18 protein-coding genes are annotated in these 19866 nt (G+C 27.7%); all 18 read right to left on the bottom strand.

The genetic code is table 11. The annotated features are described in order from the left end of the window. Nucleotides 1-259: 259 nt before the first annotated feature. Entirely contained in the window at nucleotides 260-1939 is a 1680-nt protein-coding gene (locus tag QZ321_RS00160; protein ID WP_291748083.1) for a HAMP domain-containing sensor histidine kinase, read from the bottom strand. A gap of 5 nt (nucleotides 1940-1944) precedes the next feature. After that, entirely contained in the window at nucleotides 1945-2640 is a 696-nt protein-coding gene (locus tag QZ321_RS00155) for a response regulator transcription factor (RefSeq protein ID WP_291748086.1), read from the bottom strand. 18 nt (nucleotides 2641-2658) lie between these two features. Then, nucleotides 2659-3396 (bottom strand): peptidoglycan editing factor PgeF, encoded by a 738-nt coding sequence (gene pgeF / locus QZ321_RS00150; protein ID WP_291748089.1) that lies wholly within the window; start codon nucleotides 3394-3396, stop codon nucleotides 2659-2661. Nucleotides 3397-3598: 202 nt separating this feature from the next. Then, a complete protein-coding gene (nrdR, locus tag QZ321_RS00145; RefSeq protein ID WP_291741425.1) occupies nucleotides 3599-4057 on the bottom strand; it encodes a transcriptional regulator NrdR in 459 nt (152 codons plus the stop codon). A gap of 60 nt (nucleotides 4058-4117) precedes the next feature. Continuing rightward, the gene (locus QZ321_RS00140) at nucleotides 4118-4396 is read right to left on the bottom strand and encodes a YlmC/YmxH family sporulation protein (RefSeq protein WP_291741417.1); all 279 of its coding nucleotides are present in this window, start codon (nucleotides 4394-4396) and stop codon (nucleotides 4118-4120) included. A 110-nt stretch (nucleotides 4397-4506) separates the two neighbouring features. Continuing rightward, nucleotides 4507-5280, bottom strand: coding sequence for an RNA polymerase sporulation sigma factor SigG (sigG, locus tag QZ321_RS00135; RefSeq protein ID WP_291741414.1), 774 nt, complete (start codon nucleotides 5278-5280; stop codon nucleotides 4507-4509). Nucleotides 5281-5361: 81 nt separating this feature from the next. Then, nucleotides 5362-6069 carry an RNA polymerase sporulation sigma factor SigE gene (sigE, locus tag QZ321_RS00130; RefSeq protein ID WP_291741411.1) on the bottom strand — a complete coding sequence of 236 codons (708 nt, stop codon included), beginning with the start codon at nucleotides 6067-6069 and terminating at the stop codon, nucleotides 5362-5364. A gap of 13 nt (nucleotides 6070-6082) precedes the next feature. Continuing rightward, entirely contained in the window at nucleotides 6083-6886 is an 804-nt protein-coding gene (locus tag QZ321_RS00125) for a sigma-E processing peptidase SpoIIGA (protein ID WP_291741408.1), read from the bottom strand. Nucleotides 6887-7135: 249 nt separating this feature from the next. Further along, complete coding sequence (gene ftsZ / locus QZ321_RS00120) at nucleotides 7136-8251, bottom strand: cell division protein FtsZ (protein ID WP_291741405.1); 1116 nt, start codon at nucleotides 8249-8251, stop codon at nucleotides 7136-7138. Between the two features lie 398 nt (nucleotides 8252-8649). Further along, entirely contained in the window at nucleotides 8650-9705 is a 1056-nt protein-coding gene (locus tag QZ321_RS00115; protein WP_291741402.1) for a type IV pilus twitching motility protein PilT, read from the bottom strand. Nucleotides 9706-9792: 87 nt separating this feature from the next. Continuing rightward, a complete protein-coding gene (gene sigK, locus QZ321_RS00110) occupies nucleotides 9793-10488 on the bottom strand; it encodes an RNA polymerase sporulation sigma factor SigK (protein ID WP_291741398.1) in 696 nt (231 codons plus the stop codon). 347 nt (nucleotides 10489-10835) lie between these two features. After that, nucleotides 10836-12452, bottom strand: coding sequence for a penicillin-binding transpeptidase domain-containing protein (locus tag QZ321_RS00105; protein ID WP_291741395.1), 1617 nt, complete (start codon nucleotides 12450-12452; stop codon nucleotides 10836-10838). 53 nt (nucleotides 12453-12505) lie between these two features. Continuing rightward, nucleotides 12506-13123: a uridine kinase gene (udk, locus tag QZ321_RS00100; RefSeq protein WP_291741393.1), complete on the bottom strand. Its 618-nt coding sequence runs from the start codon at nucleotides 13121-13123 to the stop codon at nucleotides 12506-12508. Between the two features lie 15 nt (nucleotides 13124-13138). Next, nucleotides 13139-14383: a U32 family peptidase gene (locus QZ321_RS00095; protein ID WP_291748092.1), complete on the bottom strand. Its 1245-nt coding sequence runs from the start codon at nucleotides 14381-14383 to the stop codon at nucleotides 13139-13141. A 6-nt stretch (nucleotides 14384-14389) separates the two neighbouring features. Further along, nucleotides 14390-15034 (bottom strand): O-methyltransferase, encoded by a 645-nt coding sequence (locus tag QZ321_RS00090; protein ID WP_291748095.1) that lies wholly within the window; start codon nucleotides 15032-15034, stop codon nucleotides 14390-14392. Between the two features lie 18 nt (nucleotides 15035-15052). Further along, a complete protein-coding gene (mltG, locus tag QZ321_RS00085) occupies nucleotides 15053-16096 on the bottom strand; it encodes an endolytic transglycosylase MltG (protein WP_291748099.1) in 1044 nt (347 codons plus the stop codon). Nucleotides 16097-16190: 94 nt separating this feature from the next. Beyond that, entirely contained in the window at nucleotides 16191-18017 is a 1827-nt protein-coding gene (typA, locus tag QZ321_RS00080; protein WP_291743149.1) for a translational GTPase TypA, read from the bottom strand. Between the two features lie 173 nt (nucleotides 18018-18190). Then, nucleotides 18191-19858, bottom strand: coding sequence for a ribonuclease J (locus QZ321_RS00075; RefSeq protein ID WP_291743146.1), 1668 nt, complete (start codon nucleotides 19856-19858; stop codon nucleotides 18191-18193). Between the last annotated feature and the right edge of the window lie 8 nt (nucleotides 19859-19866).

The following is a 19866-nucleotide window of genomic DNA, read 5'->3' as shown; positions in this document are numbered from 1 at the left end:
TTTATTCATATACCTTACAAGATAATATTATTCCTATAAAGTTAAAGTAATATTACTGAAAAGTTAAATAAGGTTAGAAAAATGTTAAAACAATGTTAAATGAGAATATTTTTGATAATTAGTGAGATACTATATCAAAAATAAGCATATTTATTAAAATAACCTTTTATATAGGTTATAAATAAAATTTTTATATAAAAAAGAAGCTTAACATATTGAATTAAAATTCATTATGCTAAGCTCATTTTTATTATTTATACTATTTATTTTTAATTTTCACAGTAAATGAACTTCCAACTCCTACTTCAGAGTCAACTGTTATATCTCCATTAAATAATTTAACAATATGTTTAACAATTGCAAGTCCAAGCCCTGTTCCTCTAGTAGACCTAGATTTATCTACTCTATAAAATCTTTCAAATATTCTTGGAATATCATTTTTAGGTATACCTATACCATCATCTATTACTTTAAAAATAAAGTACTCTTTATTAGATGTTGTAATAATTTTTACATTTCCATTTTCATTAGAATATTTAATTGCATTTTCTATTAAATTTAAAGCTAATTGATGGAACTTATCTTTGCTTCCAACAATATTACCATCAAATTCATTTATAAATTCTATATTAATTTGCTTTTTATCGGCTTCTCTTTTAACTATGTCAATTATATTTTCTATAACCTCCCTTGGCTTAAACTTACCATTATCCATTCTATTTAAGTTTTCAATATTAGAAAGTACTAAAATATCACTAATTAAATTAGTTAATCGTTCTGCTTCCTTATCAATAATATTTAAAAACTTATTCTTAGTTTCAAAATTATCTACATATCTTAAGGTTTCAGAAAATCCTTTAATTGAAGTTAACGGAGTTTTTAACTCATGAGAAACATTAGCAACAAATTCACTTCTCATATTTTCAAGACGCTTAATATCTGTAATATCTTGAAGTGTTATTACTATACCTATTTGACTTTTTCCTTCACTTATAATAGGTGCTTTTTTTACTCTTATTTCTCTTTCTACAGGATGAAATAATTTTATTTCTTTAGAACCTATATCAGGCACTTCTCTTATAAAATTAATTAAATCATAATCTATAATACAAGCTGAAATCTTTTTACCTATTACATCTCCCTCTAAATCAAATAATCTTTTAGAATAGGGATTACTTAATATAATCTTTTCATTATTATCTACTGCTATTACTCCACTTTCCATACTTTCAAGTATAGCTTCAAGTTTATTTTGTTTATCTAAAGAATCATTTATCTTAATTTCTAATTGATCTGCCATGTTATTAAAGGTTTGTGCTAAAACACCAATTTCATCATAGCTTCCAACAACTGCTCTTTTGTTTAAATTTCCACTAGCAATTTTAGCAGTTACCTTTTCAAGCTCCTTAATAGGATATACAATCACTTTAACCAGCTTTATTGATAATATTAAAGATAATAAAAATACTCCTAAAACAATAAAAACATAATATTTAAAAGCACCTGAAGTAAATACCTTTATATTGTTAACAGGAACTGAACTTCTAATCACCATATTATCATTTATTTTAGTTGCACAATAAACCATGTTTATAGATGATGTACTACTAAATCTAACACTACTTCCAAAACCACTATCAAAAGCCTCTATAACTTCTTCTCTATTTTTATGATTTTCCAATTCAGATTTTTCATTGTCAAATATTACCTCTCCATCTTTATTTACTACAGTAAACCTAACAGGATTTCCTTTAAATTTATACATAGATAAATCCTCATTAGAATAATCACCCTTTAAAATACAAATATTATATATAGATAATGCTTCTTTTGCATCATTTATAGTATTTATATTTACTAATGTAATAAATGAACTGGTTACTATAATTAATGCAAATATAACTGTAACAATTACTGATGTTATAATACGCTTTTTCATAAATACTAATTAGGGTTAAATCTATATCCCACTCCTCTTATAGTTTCAATAAATTTAGGATTTTTATCATCCTCTTCTATTTTCTTTCTTAAATATCTAATATGAACATCTACAGTTCTTGTTTCACCTATATATTCATATCCCCAAATTTTATCTAATAAAGTATCTCTAGTTAAAATTTTACCCTTATTTCTAATTAAAATTTCAAGTAGTTCAAACTCTTTAAGCGTTAAATCTAATTTTTTATCCTTAATAACAATTTCCCTTTTTTCAAAGTCAGCAACTAAATCTCCAAAGGTTAATACATTACTTTCAGGTTCTACAATGTAAAATCTTCTCAGTACAGCCTTTACCCTTGCAAGTAATTCTCTTACAGAAAAAGGCTTAGTTATATAATCATCTGCACCAAGTTCTAGACCTAATATCTTATCTAATTCTTCACTTTTTGCTGTAAGCATTATTATAGGAATATTTTTAACTTCACTATTGCCTCTAACTTCCTTACAAACATCATATCCATCTTTCCCTGGTATCATTAAATCTAACAAAATCAAACTTGGCTTTTCTTCAATTGCAAGTTTTATTGCATCAATACCATTATTAGCTGTAATAACTTTATATCCATTACTAGTTAAGTTATAACTTATAAGTTCTGCAATATGTTCCTCATCATCTACCACTAATATTTTTTCATTAGCCATTTTTACCACCCCAATAATTTATTTAATATAAGAAAATGAAAATAACCTTCCATAGGTTCCATTACTTTTTCTATAAGAAAATAGCTTGTTTTCCTTTTCGCAATGAGTACATAAATTTAAAGAATAAATATTCTCCTCTTTAATCCCTATAGATTTTAAATCTTTTTGTATACATAACTCCATACTTAAATTTCTGCCCTTAAAAAGTTTTTCACTAGGTATATTAAACTTATTAATAAACTTTTCTTTAAGCTCCTCTGAAACTTCATAACAACATTGTCTAATATGAGGCCCTATATATGCTTTTATATTATTTGAATCACAATTAAAATCTTTAATCATTTTTTCTACTGCTTTTTTACTTATATCATTAAAGGTTCCCTTCCATCCACTATGTATTGCTGCTATAGTAGCTGTTGTTTCATCTACTAATATTACAGGAACACAATCTGCCGTAAAAGCTCCAATAATTACTGAATTTTCATTAGTAACTATTGCATCACCTTCATTTTCAATAAAGTCTTTTTTACTTTTATCATAAACTAAAACATCACTACTATGTATTTGTCTTATATATTGAACTTCACAAACACCAAAATCCTCTTTAAGTGAAAGTAAATTATTAACACCTTCCTCTGTATGTCTGTTAAAACTTCTGTCCATTTTTGCATTAGAAAAGACAATATTAATTTTTTCACCTTCTAAAACCCAAAAATCTTTAAACTCCTTAAAATCATTAACATTTAAAACTTTCATAATCCACCTCTAAATTTTTATAAATGTATTTTACCATTTAATATATACTTTTACTATTTAATGAGTATGTTTTTTAACATTATTTTAACTTAAGCACTTATTTAATCAATAAATCACTTAAAAACTCTACTTTTATAAATATTTAATAATTAGCTTCATAAATATTATACCATAAAAAAAGACTACCCCTTCGGTAGCCTAATTAACTTTTATTGGTCATCAATCCTTTGATTTCATCTAAAAATGTATTAATATCCTTAAATTCTCTATATACAGATGCAAATCTCACATAAGAAACTTCATCTATAGCCTTTAATCTATCCATAACCATTTCACCAATAGAGCTAGAATCAACTTCTGTAAGCATATTATTAGAAATACTCTTTTCAATATCTTCTGCTAATTCCTCTATTTGCTTTCTAGAAATAGGTCTCTTTTGACAAGCAATAATAAGTCCATTTACAATTTTTTCTCGATTAAAATTTTCTCTTGTTAAATCTCTCTTTACCACTAAGATTGGAATATCTTCAATTTTTTCATATGTAGTATATCTTCGTCCACATTTACTACATTCTCTTCTTCTTCTAATTGTTGTATTATCATCTGTAGATCTTGAATCCACAACTTTACTTTCATCAAAAAAGCAAAAAGGACACTTCATGCAAATCACGCCTTTCTCCTATAGTTATATTTGTATTATACAATTTTTTTTTAATTTATTCTATATTTTATTTTCATCTGTAATTAATTGTATACCTGAAGCATCAACTATAAGTACATCAACACCTATTTTAACTACCTTTTCCCAAGGTATTTCTATGTCATCTTCTTTTGAAAACCACCCCTTTGAGTTAGATGGTAAAAATACAGATACTATTCTATTTGTAGATAAATCAATTTTACAATCTCTAATATAACCTAGTTTACTTCCTGTAGATACATCTACAACTTCCATGCTCCTTATAGCATTTATTGAATATAAAATTAAGTCCTCTTGCATAAATATCCCACCCCTTAAATATGTATTTAAATCATTTACCATAATTATATATATGATATTATACATTACTTTATTAAAATAATTTCAAACAAAAAAGGACCCTAAGGGTCCTATACATATTTTTTCATATGCTTTAATGCTGTCTTTTCTAATCTTGAAACTTGTGCTTGAGATATGCCAATTTCATCTGCAACTTCCATTTGTGTTCTTCCATTAAAAAATCTTAATGTTAAAATTAATTTTTCTCTATCATTTAACTTCTTCATAGCTTCTTTTATAGATATATTTTCAAGCCAACTATCATCACTATTTTTAGCATCACTAATTTGATCCATTACATAAATAGCATCTCCACCATCATGATAAATTGGTTCAAATAAAGAAACTGGATCTTGAATTGCATCTAAAGCAAAAACTACTTCTTCTCTTGGTATATTTAATTCTTTAGCGATTTGGGAAACGGTTGGCTCTTTATTATTATCCTTAATAAGTTTATCACGTACAAGTAAAGCCTTATAAGCAACATCTCTTAAAGATCTACTTACTCTAATAGAGTTATTATCTCTTAAATACCTTCTTATTTCTCCTATTATCATAGGTACAGCATATGTAGAAAACTTAACATTTTGGGATAAATCAAAATTGTCTATGGACTTCATAAGACCAATACAACCTACCTGAAACAAGTCATCTACATTTTCTCCTCTATTATTAAACCTTTGAATAACACTTAAAACTAATCTTAAATTCCCCTTAATAAAAGTTTCTCTTGCTTGCGTGTCTCCACTTCTCATCTTTAATAAAAGCTCTCTTTTTTCTTTTTCCTTTAGTACTGGTAATTTTGAAGTATTTACTCCACAAATCTCAACTTTGTTAACGATCAAAGTTAATCACTCCTTCAGAAGTAATAACATACTGCATTTTTAATTATTTCCGTTAGAGGATTCTTTTATACTAAAGACAACCTAAATCATTTTATTTATTTCTTTTTTTAATCTATTTATTATTTTTTTCTCTAATCTAGAAATATAAGATTGAGATATTCCAAGAATGTCTGCAACTTCTTTTTGAGTCTTTTCACTATTTCCTGCAAGTCCAAATCTTAATCTAACAATTTCCTTTTCTCTTTCATTTAAATTCTTTAAAGCTAAAAATAATAATTGTTTATCTACTTCATCTTCAATTAAATTATACACAGTATCATTTTCAGTTCCTAAAATATCAGATAATAATAATTCATTTCCATCCCAATCTATATTTAAAGGTTCATAAAATGATACTTCTGCCTTTACCTTGCTATTTCTTCTTAAATACATTAATATTTCATTTTCAATACATCTTGATGCATAAGTAGCTAATTTAATTTTCTTTTCAGGATTAAAAGTATTTACAGCCTTAATTAATCCTATTGTTCCAACAGAAATTAAATCTTCAACTCCAACACCTGTATTTTCAAATTTCCTTGCTATATATACAACAAGTCTTAAATTTCTTTCTATAAGAGTATTTCTAACACTTTCCCCATCAGTGTTTAGTTTATCTACTAATTCTTCTTCTTCATCCTTTTTAAGTGGTGGTGGTAAGGCATCATTACCTCCAATATAATCTACCCTTTTTCTAAAAACATTAAGCTTAGATAAAATTTTGTTTAAAAATAAAATTAATTTTTCCATAATTTTTACCCCCTTATACTATACCCCTTGATAATAAAGCTTGAAATTCATCATCCTTGCTTAGCTTTCTTTCACAACCACATATTACTGCTTCTACCTTTCTCCAAGTGTTTAGTTCTTCGTTTCTAATCATAATATTTTGCCCCTTAAAACCTTTTACTTCACCTACTTCATTTATTGTGTCATATTTTATAATAAATTTTTTATCATCATCTACTTCAAATTGATTAAAATAACTATTTTCAACAATTATACAAGGCAAATTAGTTACTGGTTCTCTTAGTTCATTTCCTGTATCTAAAAATCCTTTAACTAGTACTGTCCTTTTTCCTTCAGTAATATATATATCATATAAAAGGTTTTTTACTATTGCTCTATCTTTAAGTAAATCTACAATTCGAGTTATAAAAATAAAAATAACAGCTGTTGATAAAACTATAAACTTAGCTGAATTATTTTTAATAATAAACTCTTCTCCAATTAAATATGTATTTTGCATTTGTATAGTTCCAAAGCACAACCCACTTAACATAAAAGAAAGCATAAAAAATACTATAAGCGATTTAAACGCAATTTTAAAATTTCTATTTTTCATAGAAATGTATATCATAATTGCTGGAACTAACACCTTTACTCCTATAGAACTAAAAATCTTTACATTACAAAAAATAACTAACGCATATATTCCACCTAATAAACTAGATAAATATAAATTCTTTTTTTTGTAATCAAGTCTTAATAGTTTAAAAGTAAGTAGCAATAAGAATAAATTGATTATTATATTTTCTAATAAATATATATCAATATAAACCTCCATATAACCGCCCCCTAATATATAAATTATACATTTATTAGTATATTTTTTTTGTCATATTAGAGTAGTCTAAACAAAGTTTTAAACCAAGTTTTTTTACATTTTATAACTAGTTTTTGCTTTAAAGATTTTATTACTTTTTTAATCTTCCTTTTATTCTCTTTTTATAAAAATAATGAAATTTTAAAAAATAAAAAACAGATAGATTATGTAAATCTCAATTACATAATCTATCTGTTTATATTAACCAAACTATTTTCTTGATCTTAAGAAACTTGGAATATTTACACTGTCTCTATCTAAGTCTAATAATGGGTCAGTGTGATATTGAGTTGGCTCTTCTTCTTTCTTTACTGGTTCAACTGGTTTTGGCTCAATTCTTGGCTCACTAGTACTTGCAACTAAATTACCATTATCTTCTTCAAATCCAGTTGCAATAACAGTTAATCTAATTTCATCATTTAAGCTTTCATCAATAACTGCTCCAAATATGATATTAGCATCTACATCTGCTGCTTCTCTAACAATTTCAGCTGCTTCGTAAACTTCTATAGCTCCCAAATCTACCCCACCTGTAAAGTTTATTATAACTCCTGTTGCACCGTCAATAGAAGTTTCTAATAATGGAGATGATATCGCCTGTCTAACTGCATCTTGAGCTTTGTTATCACCTTTTCCATAACCAACTCCCATGTGAGCTAATCCTTTATCCTTCATTACTGTTTCAATATCAGCAAAGTCGGCATTAACTACCCCAGGAATTGTTATAAGGTCAGATATCGCTTGTACCCCTTGTCTTAAAACTCCATCAGCTAATTTGAAAGAATCTAATAATGTTGTTTTCTTATCTGCCATAGCTAAAAGTTTTTCATTAGGAATTATAACTAATGTATCAACATGTTGTTTTAAGTTTTCTAATCCCATTTCAGCATGTCTCATTCTTCTCTTTCCTTCAAAAGGGAAAGGCTTAGTAACTACACCTACTGTTAAGATATTCATAGACTTAGCAATTTCAGCAACTACTGGAGCGGCACCTGTACCAGTTCCACCACCCATACCAGCAGTGATAAATACCATATTAGCTCCCTTTATTGCTTCTGCAATTTCTTCTCTACTTTCTTCTGCAGCCTTTTTCCCAATTTCAGGATTAGCTCCTGCACCAAGACCTTTTGTAAGTTTTTCACCTATTTGAATCTTAGTATTTGCTTGAGAAAGTAATAATGCTTGCTTATCTGTATTTACCACAATAAACTCAACATTTTTTAATCCTTCAATTATCATTCTGTTAACGGCATTACCACCGCCACCACCACAGCCTATTACCTTTATATTAGTTAATTCTTGCATATCTAATTCAAAATCTAACAAAATAACTCCTCCTTAAAACTTTCTCTATTAGTAATTTAAATACTTTCATAAAATTAACTTCACTACTTCAATTTTAATTATAACTTAAAATAAATAAAATAAAAAATTATTCCGCATTCTAATTTTACATCATTAAATATCTGTTAACAATAGCAAATTGTTAATTCTTGAAGAATTTTGTAATGTTTTCTCTACTTTTGTAAAAACAAGTATCTAAATTTTCCAATTTAACTTAAGTTAGCTTACGCTTAAATTTAATTAATAATATTATTAATATATTATATTTTAATTCTATCATAAATACTATTCAACGTACACTAAAAAAACCTTCTATTTTTTAACAATTATTTAAATTTTTCCAAAATAAAGGAGTGTATCTTTCTTACACTCCTTTATTTTTATAAAATCATCATTCTTTTTAATATTTCTCTATCTACTGCATAACTCATTGCTGTATCCTTTGAAATAACACCTTTTTTATATAATTCAGCAATTGACATATCCATAGTCCTCATTCCATATTTACTACCAGTTTGAATAGCAGATTCAATTTGATATGTCTTTCCTTCTCTAATTAAATTTTGAATACCTGGTGTTGTAACCATAATTTCAAGGGCACCTACTCTTCCATCTTCATATATGTTCGGTAATAATTGTTGAGATATAACTGCTTGTAATACTGAGGATAATTGAACTTTTATTTGTTGTTGTTGATGTGGCGGAAATACATCTATTATTCTATCAATTGTCTTTGTTGCTCCGATTGTGTGTAATGTTGATAAAACTAAATGTCCAGTTTCTGCAGCTGTAATTGCTATAGAAATCGTCTCTAAATCTCTCATCTCCCCAATTAAAATGACATCTGGATCTTCTCTTAAAACTGCCTTCAATGCATTTTTATAACTTTGACTATCTTTTCCAATTTCCCTTTGATTTATTATACACTTGTTATGCTTATGCAAATATTCAATAGGATCTTCTAATGTAATTATATGAGCTTGTCTAGTATTATTAATTTCATTTATCATAGCAGCTAAAGTCGTACTTTTTCCGCTTCCAGTTGGTCCTGTTACTAATATAAGCCCTCTTTTTTTATTAACAATTTCTTTAAGTACTGATGGATAATTTAATTTATCTAATGTAGGAACCTTAAGTGTAATAACTCTTATTGCTATAGCATCACTATTTCTTTGCTTAAAAATATTTACTCTAAATCTTCCTACCCCTTGAATAGAATAAGAAGTATCAAATTCACCAACTTTTAAATACTCTTCATATTTTTCTTCCAAAATTTCTTTAGAAAACTCCTCCATATCCTTAGGTAATAACTTATCTTCTCCAACTTGAATAAGCCTTTCATTACATCTTATAGTTGGTGGAAGTCCAACAGTTAAGTGTAAATCAGAACCATTTATTTCTATAGTCTTTTTTAATATTTCTTTTAATAAATACATTTTATCTCCCCGCTTACTTTATCTATAAGTATATTTATATTTTAGTAAAATAAGCCCAGTAATTCAACTTTTTTAAAATTTTAGTTTTTATTTAAAGGTTAATTCTTTTTTAAGTTTTTTTAATGCTTTTTTTTCTATTCTAGAAACATAAGACCTTGATATACCAAGCAAACTTGCAATTTCTCTTTGTGTTTTGCATTTTCCATCAATTAAACCATATCTCATTTTAATAATTTCTCCTTCTCTTTCATTTAAAGAAGTATTTATTTTAGAGTATAAAGCCTTAATTTGTATGTTAGTTTCAACCTTATCAATAACAGAATCCTTGTCACTGCTTAATACGTCTATTAAGCTTATTTCATTTCCCTCTTTATCAACTCCAATTGGATCATGAAGAAAAGTTTCCCCTTTTTGCTTTTTACTACTTCTAAATAACATCAAAATTTCATTTTCAATGCATCTAGATGCATATGTAGCTAATCTTGTACCTTTTGATGCATCAAATGAATCTATAGCCTTAATTAATCCTACTGTACCAATAGATATAAGTTCATCTATATCTTTATTAGGTATTTGATACTTTTTTACAATGTGTGCAACTAATCTAAGGTTTCTTTCTATTAGTATGCCTTTAGCCTTTTTATCACCAGCTTTTAAAAGCTCCAAATATTTTTGTTCTTCTTTTTCATCTAAAGGCTGTGGAAAGGTATTATTACCAGAAATATACCCAGTTAAAAATACATTACTGCACAATAATTCCAATATATTACCAATAACTATCACTAAGCTTCCTCCTAGTAGTGCTTATTATATAATATGATAGTTTTTTGAAATATTGCTTAAAGAATTTAAATTAATTTTCTTGACAAGATTTTAAACATATAAATATAAAAAATCTATTAACTATTATCTTACTATTTATTAACTTGTCATAATATTAATATTTTTTAAAAAAGTATATATTAAGAAGTAAGATTAATTTTTAATCTTACTTCTTATATATTACCTAAGTATAATCAAAATATTAAATTTAACTTTTCTTATAATGTATTTGTATTATTATTTCATAAATTTTAACTTTATTTATAATATTGTTTTGTCGATTTTAATTTCATTTTTAATATTTTATATTATTTCATTAATGCCTTAATTATATCTCTATAAATAGGTGCTGCTGTATTTCCCCCACCTAATTCATTTCCATTTGCATCTACACCATTTATATTTGGTGCTACAACTACTAATGTATATAATTTATTATCTAGTTCAAAATATCCAGCAAACCAACCATGGGTAGTTCCTCCACCTTCTCCTGTAGCTGTACCTGTTTTCCCTCCTTGAGTTATTCCTTCTATTTTAGCTGCAATACCAGTTCCTTTTCCAATAACATTACTCATACTATTTTTAACTAACTTTGATGTAGTTGAAGTAAATATTCTGTTTCCTTCATTTTGAGTACTTTCTATAACATTATTATCCTCATCAACTAATGCTTCTATAAAATATGGTTTAACATATATACCATCATTTACTACTGCATTAATAGCTCCTGCAATTTGAAGCGGTGTTACTGTTATACATTGACCTATTGCAAAATTATTAATACCATCACTAGGCTTTGCCATCACTCCTATAGCTTCTTCTCTATTTTCTCCACTTAAACCTAAAACTTTATTGTATAAGCCTAAGTTAGTAGTATATTTTAACATCTTTTCATAGCCTATAGATTGACCAAGCTTTGCAAATATATCATTACATGAAACTTCAAAAGCTTCATTTATTGTAAGGCTTCCATGAGCATGTGATTTACCACCATTACTACAAATAGCACCACTACAATAAAGCTTATCATTCATATTAATTAAACCTTCATTTAAAGCAATAGCCTCTGTTATAATTTTAAATATAGAACCCGGCTCAAACCCTAATTGTCCTATACCTAAATTAATATTTGCTTCTGATTCGTCCTTTTGTACCATAGACCTTACTTTACCTGTATCAGGTTCTAATAAAACTACCCCTACATTATCTAAAGTGCTATAAGCATCACTATTTAAAACCTCTCTTATTTCATTTGACCAATCTCCATTAATAGTAAGTCTTATATTTTTATTATTTTCTCCATAGTTTGTGTCATTACTTCTATATATAGATTTTTCATCTAAATGAAAACCTATTGTTGGTCTTTTATTATCTTTAATTATGTTTACAATATTACTATCAAAAGAATCCTCGCTTACATTTTCTTTATCTATAGATGCAATAATATTTTCTACACTCCATCTTTCTTTTAAGTCTAGTTCATTATAAACATAAGTGTATATTCCTTTTATATCATTTAAGTTATTTATTTTTTCAAAAGTTTCTTGAGTTATAGTATAGTAAAGTTTACCACTTTGATTCATTATATCAGTAAAATTAAAATCTTTATTTTCTGACTTCATTATAAAGTTTAAAGCTAATAAATCTTTTAATGTTTCTTCATAATTATTTAATTTAAAAGGTTTTGTATCAATAACCATAATATATTTATTTTTATAATTTATAAGATTATTTCCATTTGTATCAAATAACTTATAATTGCTATCACTAGTATATTCAACTTGATGGTTTTCAAGTTCACCTTGAACAGAAGTTGTTGGATATATCATTAATACATATAATCTTATAGTTAAAGCAATAAAAACACTAAAAAATGCTATACAAACAATTAGTGATTTTTTATTATCAATTTTATAGCTATACAAAAAAACACCTCCTTTAGTTAAATTCTCGACTAAAATGAGGTGTTTTATTCAAATTACTTAAGTATATCTCTTATTTTTGCCATTAATAAGTCTATTGCAACATAGTTATGTCCACCTTCTGGAACAATTATATCTGCATATTTTTTTGATGGCTCTGTAAATTGAAGATGCATGGGTCTAACAATGCTTAAATATTGGTCAACTACTGATTCAACAGTTCTGCCTCTTTCATTTATATCTCTTACTAATCTTCTTAAGATTCTTATATCAGCATCAGTATCTACATAAACTTTTATATCTAAAAGATCTCTTATTCTTTCATCTTCTAATATTAAGATACCTTCAACTAAAATTATATCTCTTGATTCTACAGTTGTAGTTTCTTTAGCTCTATTATGAACAGTAAAATCATAACTTGGCTTTTCTATAGCTTCTCCATTTATTAATTGTTTTAAATGTTCAACTAATAAATCATTATCAAAAGCCATAGGATGGTCATAGTTAGTTTTTACTCTTTCTTCCATAGATAAATGACTTTGATCTTTATAATACATATCTTGTTGTATCATTGCTATACAATCTTTTGAAAAGTTAGAGTATAAAGCATCAGCTATTGTACTTTTACCAGAACCTGTTCCTCCAGTAATTCCTATTAAAATAGGTTTTTTCATTTGTTATAGACCTCCTTAGTTGTTATTAATATTAATAACATTGTTTGCTTTTACAAGCATATCATTAACTTTTAATGGTGTATCAACCTTAATTGTAAACATCATATGTGCTCTATTTGCAACATCTGTTTTTCTATCTTTATCTAAATCGTACATATCTTCAAGTTTAATTTTAAAATATGGTACATCTGGTCTTAAAATTTCAACTTCTTCACCCTCAAATACTCTATTTTTTTGAAGAACTGTTGCAGTTTTAGTTTCAGGGTCATAAGATTTTACCATACCTACAATTTCATAGTCTCTAACATACCCTGCATCATCATAATTTTGCTCTCCATTTACTCCTAAATAGAAACCAGTATGATATGGTCTATGACTTACTTTTCTAAGCATATCCATCCACTCATCTTTAAATTTATAATTGCTTGGATTTTCTAAATAGCTATCTAATGCTTCTCTATAAGCCTTAACAACAGAAGCTACATAAAATTCACTCTTCATTCTTCCTTCAATCTTGAAAGAGTAAATTCCACTTTTAACAAGTTCAGGAATATAGTGAATCATACATAAATCCTTTGAGTTCATTATATATGTTCCGTTATCATCTTCAATAACTGGATAATATTCTCCTGGTCTAGTTTCTTCAACTAAATGATATTTATATCTGCATACATTACCACAAATACCTTTATTGGCATCTCTTTTAATCATGTAGTTTGATATTAAACATCTTCCTGAATATGCAACACACATAGAACCATGAATAAACGCTTCTATATCGCAACCCTTTGGAATATTTTCAGTTATTTCATTTATTTCTTTAAAGGTTAATTCTCTAGCTAAAACTATTCTCTTAACTCCTAAATCATGCCAGAATTTAGTTGCCATCCAGTTAACAGTATTTGCTTGAGTACTTAAATGTATTTCTAAATTTGGTGCAACTTCCTTGCAAATTGCAATTAATGATGGGTCTGCAACTATTACTGCATCTACTCCTATATCATAAAGTCCTTTAATATATTCTCCTGCTGAAGGTAAATCATGATTTCTTGCAAAAACATTTAATGTTACATAAAGCTTTCTTCCTCTATCATGGCAATACTTAATTCCTTCAATCATTTCTTCGTTTGAAAAATTATTTGAAAAGGCTCTAAGATTTAACTTACCTCCACCTATGTATACTGCATCTGCACCATAATCTATAGCTATTTTTAGCTTTTCTAAATTACCAGCTGGTGCTAATATTTCAGGTCTTCTCATCTTAAATTACCTCCTTTTTGTAATAGCAATTCCATCTCCCATAGGAATTACTGATGTTATTAAGCTCTTATCTTGTGATACTAAATCTAAGTAAGTTCTCATTCTTTTGACTATAGTTATTTTTCTTCTTTTAACTAATTCATCACTTGCCACCATGCCTCTAAATAAAACATTATCAGCAATTATTATTCCATCTTCTTTTAAAAGTCTTAAACAATGCGGCAGAAAATGATTATAATGTCCCTTACCTGCATCCATAAAGATTAAATCATAGGGTTCTTTTAGTTTTTCTAATATTTCAAGGCAATCGCCTTCTTCAATAATTATTTTATCTTCAAGTCCAAAAGATTTTATATTTTCTTTTGCATATGTTATCATTTCTTCGCTTCGTTCTATGGTAGTTATATGAGGATTTGTTTTTGCTGCATCATGCATTATTATTGCAGAATAACCAATTGCAGTACCAAGTTCTAATATTCTTAATGGCTTTTTCATACTAACCATAAATTCTAGGAATTTTATTGTTTCTTTTTGAGCTATAGGTACACCATTTTCAGTTGCAAAAACTTCTAATTCTCTTAGTCTTCCTTCACTTTCTGGTATTAATCCTCTTATATATCCTTCCATATAATCGTAGGTAATTTTGCTCATACTAAACCTCCGTATATGTTAATATCCTAATTTTTCTCTCTTTTTTAAAAAGTCATCATAATTATCAGTAAAATAATGTTCACTATCTGATGCTAATAGATAAAATAAATAATTTGTACTTGCTGGATTTAATGCAGCTTTTATAGATGGAGAACCTGGGTTACATATTGGCCCTACTGGTAGTCCTTTATGCAAATATGTATTATACTTTGATTCAATTGCTAAATGTCTATTTCTTACACTTTCTATATAATACCCATGCGCATAAATAACCGTTGCATCAATTTGCAAAGGCATATCTTGTTTTAATCTATTATAAATTACGGAAGCTATTAATGGTCTATCTTCGTCTACCCTTGCTTCTTTTTCTATAATAGAGGCTACATTAATTATATTTTCAACATCTTCTTCTTTTATGTTAAGCCCTTGTGTTATTTTACTAAACACTTCTTCAAATCTCTTTATCATTGTTTTTATTATGTACTCTGGCTTAACACCAATTTCAAAATTATATGTATCTGGAAATAAAAATCCTTCTAAATTAAATCTTTTATCTGGATTGTTTTTTACATAAGATGGTAGTGGATAACTTTTTACTGCATTTAAAAACTCATCTTTTGTGCAAATTCCTTTTTCTTCTACTCTAGTTGCAATATCTTCTATATTAAACCCTTCTGGAATAGTTAAAACTATTTTATTTTCATCATTACTATCTTTTAAAGTTCTCGCTATATCCTTTACACTCATCTTCTTATCTAAAGTATGAGTTCCTGGAATAACTTCTAAGTCAAGGGATGTTAACTTTGAATAAATTTTTATTATAAATGGACTTTTAATTTTATTTTCACTAGATAATCTATTTACAATATTATAAAAACTATCGCCTTCTTTTACTGTTACAACTTCTGAATCTGAAATTTTAAGGGGTCTTTTAATAGTTGATATATAAATAGAAGCTAAAGCTATTAAAGTAATTAACAATAAAATAATCATATTCCTTTTAAATTTATTAAATCTTTTTCTTCTAAAAGACCTTTTGGTATTTTTAATATCTTTTTTCATAAATACCCCCTGTATTTAAAAGTGAATAGCTAAAAATCTATTAGCTATTCACTATTATAATACTTTTATATAAAGTTATAAAGAATTTAAATAATTATTTTTTGCTTCTGCTTATCATTCTCTTTCTTTCAGCAGCATCTAAGTATCTCTTTCTTATTCTAATGCTTTCTGGAGTAACTTCAACTAATTCATCATTTCCGATAAATTCAATTGATTGTTCTAATGTTAAAGTAGTAACTGGAACTAATTTAACAGCATCATCAGAACCTGAAGCTCTTGTATTAGTTAATTTTTTACCCTTACAAACATTTATATCTAAATCTTCAGCTCTAGAACATTCTCCAACAACCATACCTTGGTATACTGGTGTACCTGGAGTTATGAATAATCTACCTCTTTCTTGAGCATTAAATAAACCATAAGCAATAGCTTCACCTTGTTCAAATGATACTATTGAACCTCTGCTTCTTGATTCAATTTCTCCTTTGTATGGAGCATAGCCTTCAAATACGTGGTTCATTATACCATTACCCTTTGTATCTGTCATGAATTCATTTCTAAATCCTATAAGACCTCTTGCAGGAATTACGAATTCTAATCTAGTATATCCATTAACTGCTGAAGTCATATTAACCATTTCAGCTTTTCTTGGTCCCATTTTTTCCATAACAGCACCCATGAATTCTTCTGGTACGTCTATAGTTAAGTATTCCATTGGTTCTAATTTTTTACCATTTTCTTCTTTGAAGATAACATTTGGTTTAGAGACTTGTAATTCAAAACCTTCTCTTCTCATTGTTTCTATAAGAACTGATAAGTGAAGTTCCCCTCTTCCTGATACTTCAAAGCAATCTGGAGTTATTTCTTTAACTCTTAAACTTACGTTAGTTTCTAATTCCTTCATTAATCTATCTCTTAAATGTCTTGAAGTAACAAATTCACCTTCTTTACCTGCAAATGGTGAATCATTAACCATGAAGTTCATGTTAAGTGTTGGTTCATCAATTTCAACGAATGGTAATGCTTCTGGAGCAGAAGAATCAGCTATAGTTTCTCCAATATTAGCATCCATGATACCACTTACTGCTATAATGTCTCCAAGTCCAGCTTCTTCAACTTCTTCTCTCTTTAATCCGTTATATCCAAATACAGCTGTTATTTTATAGTTTGCTTTACTTCCATCTTGTCTAACTAAAGCAACGCTTTGATTTTTCTTAACTTTACCTCTATGTACTTTACCAATAGCAATTTTACCAACGAAAGCATTACTATCTAAAGTTGTAACTAACATTTGGAAAGGTTCATCTATGTATCCCTTTGGTGGTTCAACGTGATTTATTATTGTTCTAAATAATGGTTCCATTCCTGAATTTGTATCTTCAAAATTATATCTTGCAAAACCTTCTCTAGCAGAAGCGTATATGATTGGAAAATCTAATTGCTCATCATCAGCTCCTAATTCTAAGAATAAGTCAAATACTTCATCTATAACTTCTTCTGGTCTAGCATTTGGTTTATCTATTTTATTTATAACAACAATTGGTTTTAATTTTAACTCTAAAGCTTTCTTTAAAACGAATTTTGTTTGTGGCATTGGCCCTTCATAAGAATCAACAACAAGTAAAACTGAGTCAACCATTTTAAGTACACGTTCAACTTCTCCACCGAAGTCAGCATGTCCCGGTGTATCAACTATGTTTATTTTTATTCCATCATACATAACGGCAGTATTTTTTGAAAGAATTGTGATTCCTCTTTCTTTTTCTAAATCGTTAGAGTCCATTATTCTTTCGTCCATTTTTTCATTTGATCTAAACACGTGACTTTCTTTAAACATGGCATCAACTAAGGTTGTCTTACCATGGTCAACGTGGGCTATTATTGCTATATTTCTAATATCATCTCTAGTTATTAATTCCATTTAATTTCCTCCATTAACCTTTAAAGTTAAAAAATTAATAAGTTTAAAATTTAAATTTTTAATCTTGTAAACCTATTATTATTTTACCCAAAAAGAAAATTGGATACACTCGTATCCAATTTCCAAATCTCTAAATTATTCTACTATTATCTTTGATACTTGTCAACTAATACTTATATTTCCATAATAATTGGTAGTATCATTGGTTTTCTCTTAGTTTTTTCATAAAGATAAGCTCTAAGATCGTCTCTTACATTTGATTTTAATGTTGCCCAATCAGTAATTTTCTTTTCTTCACAATCAAGCAGAGTACTTCTAACAATTTCTTTTGCTTCATCCATTAATCCTTCAGATTCTCTTACATATACAAATCCTCTTGAAATAATATCTGGGCCTGCTACTATAGTTTTGTTTTCTTTTGATAAAGTTACAACTACTGTTAATATACCATCTTGAGATAAATGTTTTCTATCTCTTAATACTATATTTCCAACATCTCCAACGCCAAGTCCATCAACAAATATTTGACCTGAAATAACACTTCCATTTTTCTTAATGCTACTTCTAGTAATTTCTATTACATCTCCAACTTCAGGAATAACTACATTTTTAGGATCAAGCCCTAATTTTATAGCAAGTTCTCCATGTTGTTTTAAATGTCTATATTCACCGTGAACTGGAATAAAGTTCTTTGGTTTAATTAAAGTTTGCATAAGTTTTAATTCTTCTTGGCAAGCATGACCTGAAACGTGAATGTTTTCTCTAGAACCATATATAACTTCTGCACCTTTTTTAAATAATTGATTAATAACTTTTGATACAAGCTTTTCATTTCCCGGAATAGGTGTTGCAGAAATAATTATTGTATCTCCTTCAACAATATTTACTTTTCTATGCTCAGATGATGCCATTCTTGATAATGCAGACATTGGCTCACCTTGACTTCCTGTAGTTATTATAACTATTTGGTCATTATTATATTTATTAATGTGGTCAATAGATACTAAAGTATCTTTGTCAACTTCAATATAACCAAGCTCCATAGCTACATTCATTATATTTTCCATACTTCTTCCTGATACTGCAACCTTTCTTCCATATACAGAAGCAGCATCAATTATTTGTTGGATTCTATGGATATTTGAAGCAAATGTTGCAATAATTATTCTGCCCTTAGTTTTTCCAAATATTCTAATTAAGCTTTCTCCAACTATTTTTTCAGAATTTGTATATCCAGTTTTTTCAACATTTGTAGAGTCTGCCATCATAGCAAGAACTCCCTTTTTCCCAAGCTCTGCAAATCTTGCAAAATCCATGGTTTCACCATCAATTGGTGTATAATCAACTTTAAAGTCTCCTGTATGAAGTACAACGCCCAGTGGTGTGTGTATTGCAATTGCTACAGAATCAGCAATTGAGTGATTAGTTTTTATAAACTCTACTGATACTGACTTTAATCTAATTACATCTCTTGGTTTTACTCTTATAAGCTCTGTTGAACTTAGTAATCCATGTTCTTTTAATTTAGTTTCTACTATTCCTAATGTTAATTTTGTTCCATATACAGGAACATTTAATTGTTTTAAAACATATGGTAATGCTCCAATGTGATCCTCATGACCATGAGTTAAGAATATTCCAGATACTTTTTCTTTGTTTTTCATAAGGTAGGTTATATCAGGTATAACTAAATCTATTCCGAACATATCTTCATCTGGAAATTTAAGCCCACAGTCTATTACAACTATATCATTTTTGTATTCTATTGCTGTTAAGTTTTTTCCTATTTCATTTACTCCACCTAAAGGAATAATCTTAACCTTTGCTTTTTCATTCTTCATATGTCCCC

It is taken from the genome of uncultured Clostridium sp., assembly GCF_910588715.1.
Lineage (GTDB): Bacteria > Bacillota > Clostridia > Clostridiales > Clostridiaceae > Clostridium.
This window is presented reverse-complemented; position numbering and strand designations above follow the sequence as displayed.

Bases quoted from the DNA above. Each gene is read 5' to 3' on its own strand.
- nrdR (WP_291741425.1), bottom strand. From the start codon at position 4,057: ATGAAGTGTCCTTTTTGCTTTTTTGATGAAAGTAAAGTTGTGGATTCA.
- typA (WP_291743149.1), bottom strand. From the start codon at position 18,017: ATGGAATTAATAACTAGAGATGATATTAGAAATATAGCAATAATAGCC.
- pgeF (WP_291748089.1), bottom strand. From the start codon at position 3,396: ATGAAAGTTTTAAATGTTAATGATTTTAAGGAGTTTAAAGATTTTTGG.
- QZ321_RS00115 (WP_291741402.1), bottom strand. From the start codon at position 9,705: ATGTATTTATTAAAAGAAATATTAAAAAAGACTATAGAAATAAATGGT.
- QZ321_RS00075 (WP_291743146.1), bottom strand. From the start codon at position 19,858: ATGAAGAATGAAAAAGCAAAGGTTAAGATTATTCCTTTAGGTGGAGTA.
- QZ321_RS00125 (WP_291741408.1), bottom strand. From the start codon at position 6,886: ATGGAGGTTTATATTGATATATATTTATTAGAAAATATAATAATCAAT.
- udk (WP_291741393.1), bottom strand. From the start codon at position 13,123: ATGAAAAAACCTATTTTAATAGGAATTACTGGAGGAACAGGTTCTGGT.
- QZ321_RS00095 (WP_291748092.1), bottom strand. From the start codon at position 14,383: ATGAGAAGACCTGAAATATTAGCACCAGCTGGTAATTTAGAAAAGCTA.
- QZ321_RS00090 (WP_291748095.1), bottom strand. From the start codon at position 15,034: ATGAGCAAAATTACCTACGATTATATGGAAGGATATATAAGAGGATTA.
- QZ321_RS00160 (WP_291748083.1), bottom strand. From the start codon at position 1,939: ATGAAAAAGCGTATTATAACATCAGTAATTGTTACAGTTATATTTGCA.
- QZ321_RS00140 (WP_291741417.1), bottom strand. From the start codon at position 4,396: ATGCAAGAGGACTTAATTTTATATTCAATAAATGCTATAAGGAGCATG.
- sigE (WP_291741411.1), bottom strand. From the start codon at position 6,069: ATGGAAAAATTAATTTTATTTTTAAACAAAATTTTATCTAAGCTTAAT.
- mltG (WP_291748099.1), bottom strand. From the start codon at position 16,096: ATGAAAAAAGATATTAAAAATACCAAAAGGTCTTTTAGAAGAAAAAGA.
- QZ321_RS00155 (WP_291748086.1), bottom strand. From the start codon at position 2,640: ATGGCTAATGAAAAAATATTAGTGGTAGATGATGAGGAACATATTGCA.